The 14,666-nt window shown below is 72.7% G+C and carries 15 protein-coding genes; 9 read left to right on the plus strand and 6 right to left on the minus strand.

From position 1 onward, the window contains the following. The first annotated feature begins 213 nt into the window (after positions 1–213). Together ACGFYU_RS22370 and hutH are read left to right on the plus strand one after the other, a co-directional pair. Positions 214–1,329, plus strand: coding sequence for a diguanylate cyclase domain-containing protein (locus ACGFYU_RS22370; RefSeq protein WP_393829060.1), 1,116 nt, complete (start codon positions 214–216; stop codon positions 1,327–1,329). Between the two features lie 503 nt (positions 1,330–1,832). Further along, on the plus strand, positions 1,833–3,374 hold the full coding sequence (gene hutH / locus ACGFYU_RS22375) for a histidine ammonia-lyase (RefSeq protein ID WP_393829203.1): 1,542 nt from the start codon (positions 1,833–1,835) through the stop codon (positions 3,372–3,374). A gap of 91 nt (positions 3,375–3,465) precedes the next feature. Here hutH and ACGFYU_RS22380 read toward each other — a convergent pair whose 3' ends face one another. Then, positions 3,466–3,777 carry a hypothetical protein gene (locus ACGFYU_RS22380; RefSeq protein ID WP_393829061.1) on the minus strand — a complete coding sequence of 104 codons (312 nt, stop codon included), beginning with the start codon at positions 3,775–3,777 and terminating at the stop codon, positions 3,466–3,468. Positions 3,778–3,923: 146 nt separating this feature from the next. On the opposite strand from ACGFYU_RS22380, the gene ACGFYU_RS22385 reads away from it, so the two are divergent. From ACGFYU_RS22385 to ACGFYU_RS22410, 6 genes are all read left to right on the plus strand, one after another. Continuing rightward, entirely contained in the window at positions 3,924–4,226 is a 303-nt protein-coding gene (locus ACGFYU_RS22385; RefSeq protein ID WP_393829062.1) for a hypothetical protein, read from the plus strand. A gap of 133 nt (positions 4,227–4,359) precedes the next feature. Continuing rightward, positions 4,360–5,622 (plus strand): Ig-like domain-containing protein, encoded by a 1,263-nt coding sequence (locus tag ACGFYU_RS22390; protein ID WP_393829063.1) that lies wholly within the window; start codon positions 4,360–4,362, stop codon positions 5,620–5,622. Between the two features lie 150 nt (positions 5,623–5,772). Further along, positions 5,773–7,269: an ABC transporter permease gene (locus ACGFYU_RS22395; protein WP_393829064.1), complete on the plus strand. Its 1,497-nt coding sequence runs from the start codon at positions 5,773–5,775 to the stop codon at positions 7,267–7,269. A gap of 82 nt (positions 7,270–7,351) precedes the next feature. After that, entirely contained in the window at positions 7,352–8,029 is a 678-nt protein-coding gene (locus tag ACGFYU_RS22400; RefSeq protein ID WP_393829065.1) for an ABC transporter ATP-binding protein, read from the plus strand. A 33-nt stretch (positions 8,030–8,062) separates the two neighbouring features. Beyond that, entirely contained in the window at positions 8,063–9,037 is a 975-nt protein-coding gene (locus tag ACGFYU_RS22405) for a GNAT family N-acetyltransferase (RefSeq protein WP_393829066.1), read from the plus strand. An 81-nt stretch (positions 9,038–9,118) separates the two neighbouring features. Then, a complete protein-coding gene (locus ACGFYU_RS22410) occupies positions 9,119–9,766 on the plus strand; it encodes an NPCBM/NEW2 domain-containing protein (RefSeq protein ID WP_393829067.1) in 648 nt (215 codons plus the stop codon). A gap of 10 nt (positions 9,767–9,776) precedes the next feature. Here the strand turns inward: ACGFYU_RS22410 and ACGFYU_RS22415 are convergent, their stop codons facing one another. The 5 genes from ACGFYU_RS22415 to ACGFYU_RS22435 form a co-directional block, all read right to left on the minus strand. After that, positions 9,777–10,271, minus strand: a complete 495-nt coding sequence (locus ACGFYU_RS22415) for an SRPBCC family protein (RefSeq protein WP_393829068.1) — start codon at positions 10,269–10,271, stop codon at positions 9,777–9,779. Positions 10,272–10,296: 25 nt separating this feature from the next. Beyond that, the gene (locus ACGFYU_RS22420; RefSeq protein ID WP_393829069.1) at positions 10,297–10,701 is read right to left on the minus strand and encodes a hypothetical protein; all 405 of its coding nucleotides are present in this window, start codon (positions 10,699–10,701) and stop codon (positions 10,297–10,299) included. A 92-nt stretch (positions 10,702–10,793) separates the two neighbouring features. Continuing rightward, the gene (msrA, locus tag ACGFYU_RS22425; protein ID WP_393829070.1) at positions 10,794–11,462 is read right to left on the minus strand and encodes a peptide-methionine (S)-S-oxide reductase MsrA; all 669 of its coding nucleotides are present in this window, start codon (positions 11,460–11,462) and stop codon (positions 10,794–10,796) included. A gap of 90 nt (positions 11,463–11,552) precedes the next feature. Next, positions 11,553–12,032: a hypothetical protein gene (locus tag ACGFYU_RS22430; protein ID WP_393829071.1), complete on the minus strand. Its 480-nt coding sequence runs from the start codon at positions 12,030–12,032 to the stop codon at positions 11,553–11,555. A 164-nt stretch (positions 12,033–12,196) separates the two neighbouring features. Then, positions 12,197–13,306: a hypothetical protein gene (locus ACGFYU_RS22435; RefSeq protein WP_393829072.1), complete on the minus strand. Its 1,110-nt coding sequence runs from the start codon at positions 13,304–13,306 to the stop codon at positions 12,197–12,199. 87 nt (positions 13,307–13,393) lie between these two features. Here ACGFYU_RS22435 and ACGFYU_RS22440 point away from each other — a divergent pair, with 87 nt between their 5' ends. Next, positions 13,394–14,554 (plus strand): cystathionine gamma-synthase, encoded by a 1,161-nt coding sequence (locus ACGFYU_RS22440; protein WP_393829073.1) that lies wholly within the window; start codon positions 13,394–13,396, stop codon positions 14,552–14,554. Positions 14,555–14,666: the final 112 nt, after the last annotated feature.

The raw sequence follows: 14,666 nt of genomic DNA on the forward strand, positions 1-14,666 counted from the left end.
GGTGGCGGTGTGCCTGATGCCCGGGCCCCTGGCGCTGCCCGGCCTGGGTGGTGGGCTTGGCCGGCCTGGGGAAGCGGGCCCGCACGTCCGGGATGTAGGCCCCGCCCCGCGCGACCACTCCCAAACCACCCCCGATCACCCCTCGTGATCTTGGCGCCACCGGAAGTCGCGCCTTCGGTCACCAAATCGGACAAAACTCCCTAACCTGGGGTGATGGGAGTTGACGGGCGGTTGCGAGCCGTGGTCGGCCTCGCGCAGGCGATGGCCGCGGCCAACGCGCCGCGGGACAGTGTGCGGGCGGCCGCGCGGGGGGCGCGGGTGGCGCTGGACGGATCGTTCGCCGCGATCTCCGCATGGGAACGCGAGCGGGGGCGCCTGCGGGTCCTCGTGAACGAGGGGGAGCGGCGGCCCGGGGAGGAGGAGTTCCCCGAGGACGAGTCCTATCCGGTGCACGACTTCCCGGAGATCACCGAGTTCCTGCACGAGCGGTGGGCGGGCGGCGGAGGCCCGCACGCCTGGGTCGAGAACGCCGTCGGCGACCGGCCCGGCCGTCGCGGCGACGCCCTGCGCCGGCGCGGGCGCGGGACCTGCGTGGTCGCGCCGATCGTGCTCAGCGGGCGGGCCTGGGGCGAGCTGTACGTCGCCCGCGACGAGGGGCTGCCCGACTTCGACGAGGACGACGCCGAGTTCGCGACCGTCCTCGCCGCCGTGGTCGCGGCCGGGCTCGCGCAGAACGAACGGCTGGAGGAGGCCCGGCGGCTCGCCTTCACCGACCCGCTGACCGGGCTCGCGAACCGGCGGGCCGTCGACATGCGGCTCGACGAGGCCCTGGAGGAGCACCGGCGGACGGGGGCGGTGGTCAGCCTGGTCGTCTGCGACCTGAACGGCCTGAAGACGGTCAACGACACCCTCGGTCATGCCATGGGCGACCGGCTGCTGGAGCGGTTCGGGTCGGTGCTGAGCCTGTGCGGGGCCATGCTGCCGGGTGCGTTGGTCGCGCGGCTGGGTGGTGACGAGTTCTGCCTGGTCGGGGTCGGGCCGACGGCGGACGAGGTCGTACGGGTCACCGAGGAGCTGTGTACGCGGGCCGCGGAGCTGGAGCTGGGGGAGGGGGTGGCCTGCGGGGTGGCCTCCACCGGGGATCCGATCGGGCTGGTGAAGTCCTCCCGGCGGCTGTTCCGGCTCGCGGATGCCGCGCAGTACAAGGCGAAGGCGGCGCGCTCCCCCAAGCCGGTTGTCGCGGGGCGCGACACCGCGGTGGTGCGCCTTGCCGATGCGGCCGCCGAAGCCGCGTCGGGCGAACGCCGCCGCTTCCGGGGTCGGCAGTGACCCCGGGCCCCCTGGGGCTCCGCCCCAGACCCCGCGCCTCAAACGCCGGCGGGGCTGGATTGGGTGCGCCTGGCCGGTCGTCCGTCCGTCAAGGATCGGGGCTCCGCCCCGCCCCGCCCCGCCCCCGCGCCCCAAGCGCCGGCGAGCCCGGATGTGTCAAAGACGGGGGCTCCGCCCCGCCCCCGCGCCTCAAGCGCCGCCGAGCCTGGACGTGCCAAAGCCCGGGGCTCCGCCCCGCCCCCGCGCCTCAAGCGCCGGCGAGCCCGGATGTGTCAAAGACGGGTGCTCCGCCCCGCCGCCCGCGCCCCAAGCGCCGGCGAGCCCGGATGTGCCAAAGCCCGGGGCTCCACCCCGCACCCCGCACCCCGCCCCCGCCCCACGCGATCACCCCTAAAACACCCCCGAGGCCGGATATCTCAAAGCCCACGCCTCCGCCCCGCGCAGCGGAAGCTCGTGAAGGGGTGACATGAAGCGATTCAATCCGTAGGGTGCTGAATATGGATATGCACACTGTCGTGGTGGGGACGTCCGGGACCACCGCCGAGGACGTCATCGCCGTCGCCCGCGGCAACGCGCGGGTCGAGCTGTCCGCCGAGGCGCTCGCCGCGCTCGGCCGCGCACGCGAGATCGTCGACGCGCTCGCCGCCAAGCCCGAGCCCGTCTACGGGGTGTCCACCGGCTTCGGTGCCCTCGCCTCGCGCCACATCAGCCCCGAGCTGCGCGCCCAGCTCCAGCGCAACATCGTCCGCTCGCACGCCGCCGGCATGGGCCCGCGCGTCGAGCGGGAGGTGGTCCGCGCGCTGATGTTCCTGCGGCTGAAGACTGTGGCCTCCGGCCACACCGGCGTGCGGCCCTCCGTCGCGCAGACCATGGCCGACGTGCTCAACGCCGGGATCACCCCCGTCGTCCACGAGTACGGCTCCCTCGGCTGCTCCGGCGACCTGGCCCCCCTCTCCCACTGCGCGCTCGCGCTCATGGGCGAGGGTGACGCCGAGGGCCCGGACGGGACCGTCCGCCCCGCCGGCGAGCTGCTCGCCGAGCACGGCATCGAGCCCGTAGAGCTCCGCGAGAAGGAGGGCCTCGCCCTCCTCAACGGCACCGACGGCATGCTCGGCATGCTGATCATGGCCCTCGCCGACCTCGGCAAGCTCTACACCTCCGCCGACATCACCGCAGCGCTCACCCTGGAGGCGCTGCTCGGCACCGAGAAGGTCCTCCAGCCCGAGCTGCACGCCATCCGCCCGCACCCCGGCCAGGGTGCCTCCGCCGCCAACATGGCCGCCGTACTCAAGGGCTCGGGCCTGACCGGGCACTTCCAGGAGGAGTCCGCCCCGCGCGTGCAGGACGCCTACTCCGTGCGCTGCGCCCCGCAGGTGGCCGGCGCGGGCCGCGACACCATGGCGCACGCTGCCCTGGTCGCCTCCCGCGAGCTGGCCGCCGCCGTGGACAACCCGGTGGTCCTGCCCGACGGGCGCGTGGAGTCGAACGGCAACTTCCACGGCGCCCCGGTCGCCTACGTGCTCGACTTCCTCGCCATCGCCGCCGCCGACCTCGGCTCCATCGCCGAGCGCCGCACCGACCGGCTGCTCGACAAGAACCGCTCGCACGGCCTGCCGCCCTTCCTCGCGGACGACGCCGGCGTGGACTCCGGTCTGATGATCGCCCAGTACACGCAGGCCGCCCTGGTCAGCGAGATGAAGCGGCTCGCGGTGCCGGCCTCCGCCGACTCGATCCCCTCCTCCGCCATGCAGGAGGACCACGTGTCGATGGGGTGGTCGGCCGCGCGCAAGCTCCGTACGGCCGTCGACAACCTGACCCGGATCATCGCGATCGAGCTGTACGCGGCCACCCGCGCCATCGAGCTGCGCCACGGGCTCACCGCCGCCCCGGCCAGCCGGGCCGCGATCGAGGCCGCTCGCGCGGCGGGTGTGGAGGGTCCCGGGCCGGATCGTTTCCTCGCCCCTGACCTGGCGGCCGCCGACGAGTTCATCCGTACGGGTGCTCTCGTCGCCGCGGTGGAGGGCGTCACCGGCCCGCTGGCCTGACCCACCCCCCGGATCCAGCTTCAGCGAAGAGGGCCGTCCCCGACCGGGGCGGCCCTCTTCGTGTGCGCCTGCCCGGTACGCCGGCCCGGCCCTACAGGGCGCGGGAGCGGCGTACGGAGTACGTGACGAAGCCGGCCCCGATGCCGAGGCAGACCGTACCGCCCAGAAGGTACGGGGTGGTGTCGATCGAGCCGGTGTCGGCGAGCGAGAGCGGAACCGGAGCGGAACCCTCCTGCGCCTCGGCCCCGGCCCCCTCCGCACCCCCGCTGTTCGCGGCCGCGGGCACGCCGGAGCGGCCTTCGGCGGCCCCGGGTGCGGTGGCGTTGGCCGAGGGCACGAACCAGAGGGCGCCGAGGAGGGTGGTCGCCCCGAGAGCGGTGAGCAGCGGACGGCGTGCGGACACGGTGCGATCCCCCTTGCGGCAGCAGCGAATTGGCCGTGTGCGGTGATGCTACGGAAAGGGGCGGGTCGTGGGAAAGCCGGGGGTTCCGCGGGCTTACTCTCCGTCGTATGAACCCTTCTGAGACATCACGATTCGTACGCCTTCGGGTGGATTTGGTACTGGAGGTTCCGGATCCGGATGCACTGACCGGAGCCGCCCTCGCGCACATCGAGGCCGACGAGTTCATGCCGGACGAGGAGCGCGGCCACGCCGAGTCCGCCGTCCGCGAGGACGAATCGGAGGCCCTGGCCTACCTGGTCGACCCCACCGACCTGGTCGCGGAGATCCCCGGCGTGGAGCTGGCGCAGGCCTCCTGGAGCAGCGAGCCCGTGGAATACGACCCCGAGTCCATGGAGTGGGACCTGGGCGAGGAAGATGGAGACTTCGACGAACAGACCGACAACGCCTGACCGTGTGGTGGCCCACATCCCAACGGAATGTGGAACCGATCCGCGTCGTTAACGCGTTGTCACTGGCGAGGCAGGGGGTGACTCCCCCTGCCCGGCCAACCCCTGGACGGCAGCCCCGGGGTTTCCGGCAACGATGGAGTGGCGTGTGAGGACGGACAGCAAGCGGCGCAGAAGGTCCCTGGCGGCCGTGTCCGCCGTGCTCGGCGGGGTACTGGTGCTCACGGGGTGCGGGGGCGACGACAAGCCGAAGGCGGCCGAGACCGGCAAGGCCCAGGCGGATGTCGACGCGGCCGCGGCCAAGGACGCCTCCAAGGCCCGAATAGCCATCACGCCCAAGGACGGCGCCACCAACGTCGGCCTCAACGACTCCGCGAACGTGGCCGTCAGTGACGGCACGCTCACCAACGTCGAGCTGAAGACCTCCGAGGGCACGGCCGTCGCCGGCAAGATCGCAGCCGACGGCAAGAGCTGGAAGCCCGACGCGGCGCTGAAGCGCTCCACCAAGTACGCCCTGTCGGCGACGGCGAAGGACGACGCCGGCCGCGAGGCGCACGAGAACTCCTCCTTCACCACGGTCTCCCCGGAGAACAGCTTCGTCGGCTCCTTCGTCCCGGACGAGGGGCAGACCGTCGGCGTCGGCATGCCGGTCTCGATCACCTTCAACAAGCCGATCAAGGACCAGAAGGCCGTCCAGGCCGCCATCTCGGTCACCTCCAGCAGCGGCCAGGAGGTCGTCGGCCACTGGTTCGGCTCGCAGCGGCTGGACTTCCGCCCCGAGCAGTACTGGCAGGCCGGCTCCACCGTCACGCTGAAGCTGGCGCTGGAAGGCGTCCAGGGCGCTCCCGGCGTCCAGGGAGTCCAGAGCAAGACCGTCACCTTCAAGATCGGCCGCAGCCAGATCTCCACGGTCGACGCGAAGACGAAGCAGATGACGGTCACCCGGGACGGCGCGGTCCTCAAGACCATCCCGATCTCGGCGGGCTCCCCGGCGAACCCGACCTACAACGGCCAGATGGTGATCTCCGAGAAGTTCAAGGAGACCCGGATGGACGGCTCGACCGTCGGCTTCAAGAACGAAGAGGGCAAGGGCGAGTACGACATCAAGGACGTACCGCACGCGATGCGCCTGTCGACCTCCGGCACCTTCATCCACGGCAACTACTGGGGCTCGGACTCGATCTTCGGCAGTGTCAACACCAGCCACGGCTGTGTCGGCCTGAACGACGCCAAGGGCGCGAACGACCCGAACCAGCCGGGGGCCTGGTTCTTCGACAACTCGCTCATCGGCGACGTGGTCACCGTCGTCAACTCCCCGGACAAGACCATCAAGCCGGACAACGGCCTCAACGGCTGGAACATGAGCTGGGCGGAGTGGAAGGCCGGCGCGGCCGTCTGAGCCGACCGACCCGCCCCACCTCCTGATGGTGACGGACGGCGGGGAGCCCCTCGGGGGCTCCCCGCCGTCCGTCTTTCCGTCCCGCCGTTCTCATGGGACTCTCACGCCGGCCTTATCCGGCCATCACGGCTGCTCCCTAGCTTCGGCCGCATGTTCCTCACCTACCTCCGGCGCGAGTTGCGCCGCCGCCGGAAGGCGGCGCTCGTCGTCGCCTCCGGCCTCGCCCTGGGCATCGCCCTCGTCATCGTCGTCACCTCCGTCTCGGCGGGCATGACGCAGGCTCAGGGCAAGGTCCTCCAGTCCCTTTACGGGGTGGGCACGGACATGACCGTCACCAAGGCCCAGACCCCGCCCGGAGAGGGCGGGACGGCCGCCCGGCCGCGCTTCAGGTTCGACGCCAAGGGCGAGGGGGACGAGGGCGCCGACGCCGAACAGAGCAGCGACATGGTGCTGCCCCAGGGCTTCGAGACCCTCGACGCCGCCACCGTCGGGAAGGTGGCCGGACAGAGCGGGGTGGCCCGGGCGGTGGGCGGGCTCAGCCTCCAGGTGATGAAGGTGAACGGCCAGTTCAAGCGCGGCGAGTTCCAGCGCGCCGAGGGCAGCGGCGCGACGGCCGCCAAGCCGGGCGCCACCGGCGGCGCGACGGGCGGCGGCGCCGGCGGCCCGAGCGGCACCGTCCAGGGCGGCGGCGCCGACTTCGACGTCAACTCCTTCTCCGTGTACGGGATGGACGTCACCCAGCCGAAGCTGGGCCCGCTGACCACCTCCAAGATCACCTCGGGCCGCGGGTTCGAGGCGGGCGAGACCGACGCGGCCGTCGCCGTCGTCGACAGCGCCCACGCCAAGAAGAACAAGCTGGAGGTCGGCTCCGAACTCACCGTCAAGAAGACCAAGTTCAAGGTGGTCGGCATCGCCACCGCCGACAGCGGGGACGCCGCCGCCAACGTCTACATCCCGCTGAAGCAGGCCCAGACCCTCGCCGAGACCCCGGACAAGATCACCACGGTCTACGTGCAGGCCAAGGACTCGCAGGCCATCGGCCCGGTCAAGCAGGCCATCCAGAAGAACGTCCCCGACACCACCGTCACCACCTCCGCCGACCTCGCCGACACCGTCTCCGGCTCGCTGTCCACGGCCGCCTCGCTCGCCTCCACCGTCGGCACCTGGCTCTCGTACGCCGTCCTCGCCGCGGCCTTCCTCGTCGCCGGGCTCCTCACCTCCTCGGCCGTCAGCCGCCGCGTCCGCGAGTTCGGCACCCTCAAGGCGCTCGGCTGGAGGAGCGGCCGCGTCACCCGCCAGGTCGCGGGCGAGGCCCTCGCCAACGGCCTGCTCGGCGGCGCCCTCGGCATCGCCCTGGGCCTCGGCGCCGCCTACCTGATCACCGCCGTCAGCCCCACCCTCACCGCACAGCTCGCGGGCGGAGCGTCGCGCGGCGGCGGCCCCGGGGGCGGCCTGCGCATGGCCGGACCCGGCGCCCGCCAGGCGGCCGGCAAGGCCCTGGACGTCGCGCTCACCGCGCCCGTCTCGCTCGCCACCATCGGCCTGGCCGTGGGCCTCGCCGTCCTGGGCGGACTGATCGCGGGCGGCTTCGGCGGCTGGCGCGCCTCCCGGCTGCGGCCGGCGGACGCCCTGCGCCGCGTCGAATAACGCGCACGTCCGCCCGTACGCGATCACGTACGTACGCGGCACGCAGGCACGCACCACACAGCGACCGAGGGAACGAAACGACATGTACCAACTCACCGGTGTCACCAAGCGCTACCAGCGCGGCAAGGAAGCCGTCGACGCCCTCGCCAGGGTCGACCTGACCATCGAGGACGGCGGCCGGCTCGTCATCCAAGGCCCCACGGGCGGCGGCAAGTCCACCCTGCTCCAGATGCTCGGCGCACTCGACCGGCCGACGCAGGGGCAGGTCGTCCTCGACGGCCTGGACCTCGCGACGGTCTCGGAGGCCCGGCTGACCCGGGTCCGGGCGGAGAACATCGGCTTCGTGTTCCAGTCCTTCAACCTCATCCCGACCCTGACGGCGCAGGAGAACGTGGAAACGGCCCTCGTCCCACTCGGCCTCAAGGCCCGCGAGCGGCGCGAACGGGCCGCCGAGGCACTGGAGTCGGTGGGGCTCGGCGAGCGCATGGGCCACCTCCCCGGCGAGATGTCGGGCGGCCAGCAGCAGCGCGTGGCGATCGCGCGGGCCCTGGTGAAACGGCCGAAGGTGCTGCTGGCCGACGAACCGACCGGCAACCTCGACGAGTCCATGCGCGACGAGGTCATGGACCTGCTGGAAGGGCTCTGGAAGGAACACGGCCTGACCTTCGTCATGGTCACCCACGACAGCGCCCTCGCGAAGCGGGCCCCGCGCGTGGCGACGATCCGCCGCGGCCGGGTCACGGTGACCGAAAACCCCTGAGCGCGTCCGGTGGGTCCCGCCTAGGGTCGGGGCATGATGATCCGTGAGCTCCCCGCGCCCCCGACCGACGCCGACGTGGACGCCTGGCGGGCGGTGCTGGTCGCGGCCCAGGCCGCCGACCTGCCGCAGCTGCCGGCCGCCCCGTCCCGGGTCGAGGTCGCCGGCCGGCTGTGCGTGGCGCCCGCCCGCGGCCGCGCCGCGCTCTGGGCGGCCGAGGCGGGCGTGGCGGGCCTGCTCCTGTTCACCGACGAGGGCAATACGCACACCGCGTTCCTGGACGTGCTGACCGTACGCCCGGACGCGCGGCGGCGCGGCCTGGGCACGGCCCTGTGGCAGCGGGTCCGCGAGGAGCTGCTCGCGCAGGGCCGGAGCTCCGTCTCGGCGGTGGTCGACCTGGGCGGCCCCGGGGAGGCGTTCGCGCGGTCCCTCGGATTCGACAACGTCCTGCCCATGGCGTGGTACGTGCAGGACCTGGCGGCCGCGGCCCGGCGAGCGGCGGCCGAAGCCCCGGACGGCGCGGTGGCGCCCGGGTACGAGCTGCGCACCTGGCACGGCCTGGCGCCCGACGACCGGGCGGAGTCGCTGGCCGCCGCCCACGGGGCGATGGAGGACGCGCCGAGCGGCGACATGGACGAGCGGGTCCCGTCCTGGACCGCCGAGCGGCTGCACGCCATCCAGCGGCTGATCCTCGACCGGGGCGGCGAGCTCACCACGGTCGCCGCCGTCACACCGCGGGGCGAGGTGGCCGCGTACACGGAACTGGTCCTCCCGGATCCGGCCGGCCCGCGCGCCCTCCAGTACGACACGGTCGTCGTCCCCGGCCACCGCGGCCACGGCCTCGGCCGGGCGGTGAAGCGCCACATGGAGGCGGAAGCGGCCGGGCGGTACCCGGCCCTGCGGCAGATCGGCACGACGGTGGCCGACGAGAACACCCCGATGCGGGCGGTGAACGAGGCCCTGGGCTACCGGCGGGAGCGCGGCGCGGCCGTCTTCCAGCTGAAGCTCTAGCCCGACCTCGGGCCGCTCGCTGCCGACCAGGTCAACGAGGCGTACGAGCGGGGCCCGGCGAGCGGCGTCCGCTACCGCTGCGTGACCGGTGCCTCGGCGATCCGACCGGCCCGGCCGGCCCGGCCCAGCGCCGTACGGGCCCCCGGCGCCGCCCTGACCACGACCTGGGCGGTGACCGCGCCCGTGACGGCGCCGTCCGCCCTGCTGACGGCCACCGCCACGACCTCCGCCTACCGCTTCACCGCGTCGGCACGGTTCACCCCGCTCCCCGCACCGCCCACCCGGGACGGCTACCTCAGCGACCTGCAGTGGGTCTCGGCGACCAACGGCTGGGGCCCGGTGGAGATCGACCGTTCCAACGGCAAGCAGGCGGCGGGCGACGGCACACCGATCGCCTTCGACGGGGTGACGTACCCGAAGGGCCTCGGCGTGCACGCCCCGTCGGAGGTCGTCTACCACCTCGGCGGCCGCGCGGCGCGCTTCACCGCCCTCGTCGGCATCGACGACTTCTCGACGAAGCAGTCCTCGGCCGGCGCCACCCGCGCCATCGTCCGCGGCGACGGCCGCACCCTCCTCACCACGCCCACCCTGACGGGCGCGGGCGGCCCGATCCCGATCGACCTGGACGTGACCGGGATCCGCCTCCTCCACCTGGTGGTCGAGGACGCCAACGCCCGCTCCTCCTTCGACCACACCTCCTGGGCCCGGCCCTACGTGACGGTGGTCTGACGCGGCCGGCTCATCGGGCCGGGTGGTGCTCCGCGGCTTCCTTGATGTTCCCCAGCGTCGTGAGGATGGCGGCGCGCTGCTTCTTGGGGAGGTTCAGCACCTTGTACATGGCCTTCAGCGACAGCGCGCCCTTGGCCGGCTCCTCCACCCGCATGTGGTGGGAGAGCCGGGTGCCGCCGTCCTCGGGCTCCAGGTGGTAGGCCCAGTACGCGCGCCCGCCGGCCCCGCGCTTCTCCTCCTTCATGGGAGGGAACGAGACCCACGCGAAGTCGTGCTCGCGGTCGACCACCATCACCTCGGACGGCGCGTCGAACCGCGACGGCCCGAACTTCTCGTGCGCCATCCAGCGAGCCCCCACCTCCAGCGGCCCGTCGAATTCGATCTCCTTGGTGATGCTCTTGGGCCCGGCGAACTCCGTGTGCCGCCGCACGTCCGCCACCACGGACCACACCTCGGCGGGCGTCGCGTCCACGTGAACGCTCTCAGTGATCTCGGACAGTGTCACCACACACCTCCGCCCAGCGGGCGGCCTACTTCCACTCGTAGAGCCGCGCGGCCGTCTTCCCGCTCTCCTCGGTATCGAATTCGAACACGACCGCGATCCCGGTGAGCCGCTCGAAGGCCGCGGCGGTGGTCTCGTAGTAGATCGCGCCGCGCCACTGCACGGTGCCCGAGTCGGTGAAACGGCCGACGCCCGAGCCGTGCCAGGTGAGCGAGCCACCGTCCTGGGTCATGACCACCCCTTGGCCCTCGCCGAAGAGCGTGCCGTCGGCCTGCATGACGGCCTCGTACGTCCCCATGTCCTTCTCCGCCGTGCCGAGCAGCGTGCCGGCGGCCTGGAAGGTGGTCTCGACGACGGCGTGTCCGCCGTCGGTGGCCAGCACTCGCGTGCCGGTGATCTCGCCCTGTTCCTCGCCGATCAGTTCGCCGAGCATGATGAGACCCCTCTCCTGCCCTCCCGAGCTGTGGATGAGTCCCCTCCTCCCGGAGTACGCCTGCCGCACCGGCGCGTCAAATCAGCCCGGCGTCACACCCCGGGCGCCTGGGCCACGCCGATCGGGCAGCTCACCCCCGTCCCGCCGATGCCGCAGTACCCGCCGGGGTTCTTGTCGAGGTACTGCTGGTGATACGCCTCGGCAGGCCAGAAGGGGCGGTCCGTCGCCGGGAGGACGGCCGTGGTGATGTCGCCGTAGCCCGAGGAGGTCAGGACCTGCTGGTAGGCCGCGCGGGAGGCTTCCGCCGCCTGCTGGTGGGCGGGGGAGTGGGTGTAGATCGCCGAGCGGTACTGGGTGCCGACGTCGTTGCCCTGGCGGAAGCCCTGTGTGGGGTCGTGGGACTCCCAGAAGAGCTTGAGGAGGGTCGCGTACGAGACCTGCGAGGGGTCGAAGACCACGCGGACGACCTCCGTGTGGCCGGTCAGGCCCGAGCAGACCTCCTCGTACGTCGGGTTCTCGGTGAAGCCGCCCTGGTAGCCGGCCAGGGTGGTCCACACTCCCGGGGTCTGCCAGAACTTGCGCTCCGCGCCCCAGAAACAGCCCAAACCGAAGTCGGCCACTTCAAGGTGGGCGGGGTAGGGCCCCGCGAGCGGGTTGCCGAGGACCGTGTGGCGCTCGGGGACGGAGAACAGCGGCTCCGCGCGGCCCGTCAGGGCCTCCTCGCGGGTGGGGAGCTCGGGCGTGCGGCGGTACGAGAACATGGGTCGCCTCCTTCGGTACTCCCTCAACGGGCGGGGGCGGGTAGGGATTCCCCCCGACCCGCCCCCGCTGCGTTCCTCACGCCTTCCGCGTCACCTGGCGCACGCTGAAGTCCCGCGCCCGCAGGTAGCGGGCCTTGCTGTCCGCCGCGTACGTCCACGGGGTTGCGCCGATGTACCCGTCGACGGCCCGGAACTGCTCCAGCGCCTCCTCGTACCGGTCCTGCCAGTACAGGACCCACGCCAGCATGTGCCGCAGCCGTCCCGCCCGGTGCCGACCTTCCGGGCGACGTCGTGCACGGCCTCCCAGAGCGCGGGCTCCTGGGCCTCGGTGACGGTGAAGGTGACGCCGGACGGCGGCTCGGCCTTGGGGGTGCGCAGCATGAACAGGCCGCGCACGATCGGGATCGCGAGGACGACGGAGAAGACGACGACCTTGCCGGCGGTGGCGCCCGAGCCGGCCGCGACGGCGGCGTAGTCGATGCCGGCCAGGACGGCGAGCAGGAAGACGCCGAGCAGGTAGAAGCCGGCGAGCAGGACGAGCGCGCGGAGAGCGCGCAGCGAAGCGCCCATGTACAGATCCCCCCGGGACGAAGTGCGGTGCGGTTCCGCATCATGCGGCCCCGGGGGTGCCCAGGGCAACTTCGCCGAGGGCCGTTTCCGCTGGTGGGGGGCCGCACCGCCCAGAGCCACGCCCGGACCGCGGAGCCCCGCCCGGCCCCCGGTGAGCCCGACCCCTACCGGGGAAGGGTGGCCGGCGAGCCGCCGTTCGCCTCGTACCCGGCCACCGCCAGCGCCCGGTAGATCGCGTACTGCGCCGCCGGGTCCTCCGAGGCCGACCACGGCAGGGCGCCCACGTAGCCGTCCACGTGCCGCACCTGCTCCATCGCCTCCGCCCAGCGCTCCATGTTCACCAGGAACAGCAGCAGCAGGTGCCGTACGTGCGCCAGCATCGGGTCGTCCTGCCGCGCCGTGTGCACCGCGTACAGGGCGCCCTCCACCGCCCGCGTCACCGACGCGCTCTGGTAGAAGCCCCCGGTCAGGATCACGTCCGGCAGGTTCTCGTACAGCGCGAACAGTGGCAGCGCCGCCAGCAGCGAGCCCTGCGGGGCGCGGGCCGCCGCCGCGTGCGAGAAGGCGTCGGCCTTCTCCCGCGAGCCGTGCCACTTCTCGCACCAGTAGTGCAGCGCTGCCAGGTGCGCGCCCATGTGCTGCGGGGCCCGGTCGATGACCTTCGCCCACAGCTCGTCGAACTCCGCCTCCGGGTAGGCCAGGCCGCGCGCGACCGCCAGCTCCGTGATGTACGGGACCGGGTCGCCCGGGGACAGCAGCGCCGCCTTGCGGCAGGCGTCCCGCGCCTCCTCCAGGATGATCCGGTGGTCGTCGGAACCGACACCGCCCGAGGCCCGCCACGCCTGCTGCACCAGCAGCTCCGCGTGCACCTGCGCGCCGCCCGCGTCCTTCTCCGCCTCCAGCCGCCAGCCCTTCAGCCACTGTGCGCCCGTGCCCGGCTGCTGTACGAGTTCCAGCGCCGCCGAGCCGCCGAAGGCCTGCACGCGCTGCCAGCGCTGCTCGCCCTCCTTCGGGGTGCCGGCGAGCAGCTGCGAGGCCGCCTGCCACTGGCCGGTGCGGCGGACGTTGTCGAGGGCGTCCATCAGGTCCTGGTCGGGCCCCGGGACGCGGATGTCGAGGTCCTCCTGGCGGTCGAATCCGTAGTTCGCGGGGTCGGCGGCGTCGGGGCTGCCGGGGGCGACCAGACGGATGGAGCCCCCGCGCCGGGCCCGTACGTACGAAAAGGTCATGGCGGCGAGCAGGGCGAACCCCATCAGGACCCAGATAATCTCCATACCGCCAAGCGAACCAGACTCGGGTGCCCGCAGGCCAATGGCAGGCCAATAGAGGAGCGGAGCCCAGGCGGGGCATAGGCTCTGCCCATGAGCGACGACAGCCACGAGCACCAGAGCTTCGAGACCCGCGCGATCCACGCGGGCAACACGGCGGACCCGCTGACCGGCGCGGTCGTACCCCCGATCTACCAGGTATCGACGTACAAGCAGGACGGGGTCGGCGGACTGCGCGGCGGCTACGAGTACAGCCGCAGCGCCAACCCGACCCGTACCGCGCTGGAGGAGAACCTCGCGGCGCTGGAGGGCGGCCGGCGCGGCCTCGCCTTCGCGTCCGGTCTCGCCGCCGAGGACTGCCTGCTGCGTACGCTGCTGGCCCCGGGCGACCACGTGGTCATCCCGAACGACGCGTACGGCGGCACCTTCCGCCTCTTCGCGAAGGTCGTCTCCCGCTGGGGCGTGGAGTGGTCGGTGGCCGACACCTCCGACCCGGCTTCGGTGCGGGCCGCCCTCACCCCGAAGACCAAGGTCATCTGGGTCGAGACCCCGTCCAACCCGCTGCTCGGCATCACCGACATCGCCGTCGTCGCCGACATCGCGCGCACGGCCGGTGCGAAGCTCGTCGTGGACAACACCTTCGCGTCGCCCTACCTCCAGCAGCCGCTGGCGCTGGGTGCGGACGTGGTCGTGCACTCGCTGACGAAGTACATGGGCGGGCACTCTGACGTGGTCGGCGGCGCGCTGGTCACGGCGGACGCGGCGCTCGGCGCGGAGCTGGCCTACCACCAGAACGCGATGGGCGCGGTGGCCGGGCCGTTCGACTCGTGGGTCGTGCTGCGCGGCATCAAGACCCTCGCGGTCCGCATGGACCGGCACTTCGAGAACGCGACGAAGATCGCCGACATGCTGACCCGGCACCCCAAGGTGCACAAGGTCCTCTACCCGGGCCTGCCCGAGCACCCGGGTCACGAGGTCGCCGCCAAGCAGATGCGGAATTTCGGCGGCATGATCTCCTTCCAGGTGACCGGCGGCGAGGAGGAGGCGGTCGCCCTCTGCGCCCGCACCAAGATCTTCACCTTGGCCGAGTCCCTCGGCGGCGTCGAGTCCCTGATCGAGCACCCGGGCCGCATGACGCACGCGTCGGTGGCGGGCTCGGCGCTGGAGGTTCCGGCGGACCTGGTCCGCCTGTCGGTGGGCATCGAGAACGCCGACGACCTCCTGGCGGACCTGACGCAGGCGCTGGGCGAGTAACCGCGACGAGGCCGCAGCCGACCGGGCTGCGGCCTCAGTCACGATGGACGTCCGGATTTCGCTCGTGCAGGCGGATTTCATGTGTCAGTCTCACTTGGCTTGTAAACCCTTC

This window comes from Streptomyces sp. NPDC048337, from assembly GCF_043201175.1.
Classification (GTDB): Bacteria; Actinomycetota; Actinomycetes; order Streptomycetales; family Streptomycetaceae; genus Streptomyces.

Excerpts from the sequence above, each read along its gene's own strand:
- ACGFYU_RS22370 (WP_393829060.1), top strand. The coding sequence starts at position 214 with ATGGGAGTTGACGGGCGGTTGCGAGCCGTGGTCGGCCTCGCGCAGGCG.
- hutH (WP_393829203.1), top strand. The coding sequence starts at position 1,833 with ATGCACACTGTCGTGGTGGGGACGTCCGGGACCACCGCCGAGGACGTC.
- ACGFYU_RS22390 (WP_393829063.1), top strand. The coding sequence starts at position 4,360 with ATGGAGTGGCGTGTGAGGACGGACAGCAAGCGGCGCAGAAGGTCCCTG.
- ACGFYU_RS22395 (WP_393829064.1), top strand. The coding sequence starts at position 5,773 with ATGTTCCTCACCTACCTCCGGCGCGAGTTGCGCCGCCGCCGGAAGGCG.
- ACGFYU_RS22400 (WP_393829065.1), top strand. The coding sequence starts at position 7,352 with ATGTACCAACTCACCGGTGTCACCAAGCGCTACCAGCGCGGCAAGGAA.
- ACGFYU_RS22405 (WP_393829066.1), top strand. The coding sequence starts at position 8,063 with ATGATGATCCGTGAGCTCCCCGCGCCCCCGACCGACGCCGACGTGGAC.
- ACGFYU_RS22420 (WP_393829069.1), bottom strand. The coding sequence starts at position 10,701 with ATGCTCGGCGAACTGATCGGCGAGGAACAGGGCGAGATCACCGGCACG.
- msrA (WP_393829070.1), bottom strand. The coding sequence starts at position 11,462 with ATGTTCTCGTACCGCCGCACGCCCGAGCTCCCCACCCGCGAGGAGGCC.
- ACGFYU_RS22430 (WP_393829071.1), bottom strand. The coding sequence starts at position 12,032 with ATGGGCGCTTCGCTGCGCGCTCTCCGCGCGCTCGTCCTGCTCGCCGGC.
- ACGFYU_RS22435 (WP_393829072.1), bottom strand. The coding sequence starts at position 13,306 with ATGGAGATTATCTGGGTCCTGATGGGGTTCGCCCTGCTCGCCGCCATG.
- ACGFYU_RS22440 (WP_393829073.1), top strand. The coding sequence starts at position 13,394 with ATGAGCGACGACAGCCACGAGCACCAGAGCTTCGAGACCCGCGCGATC.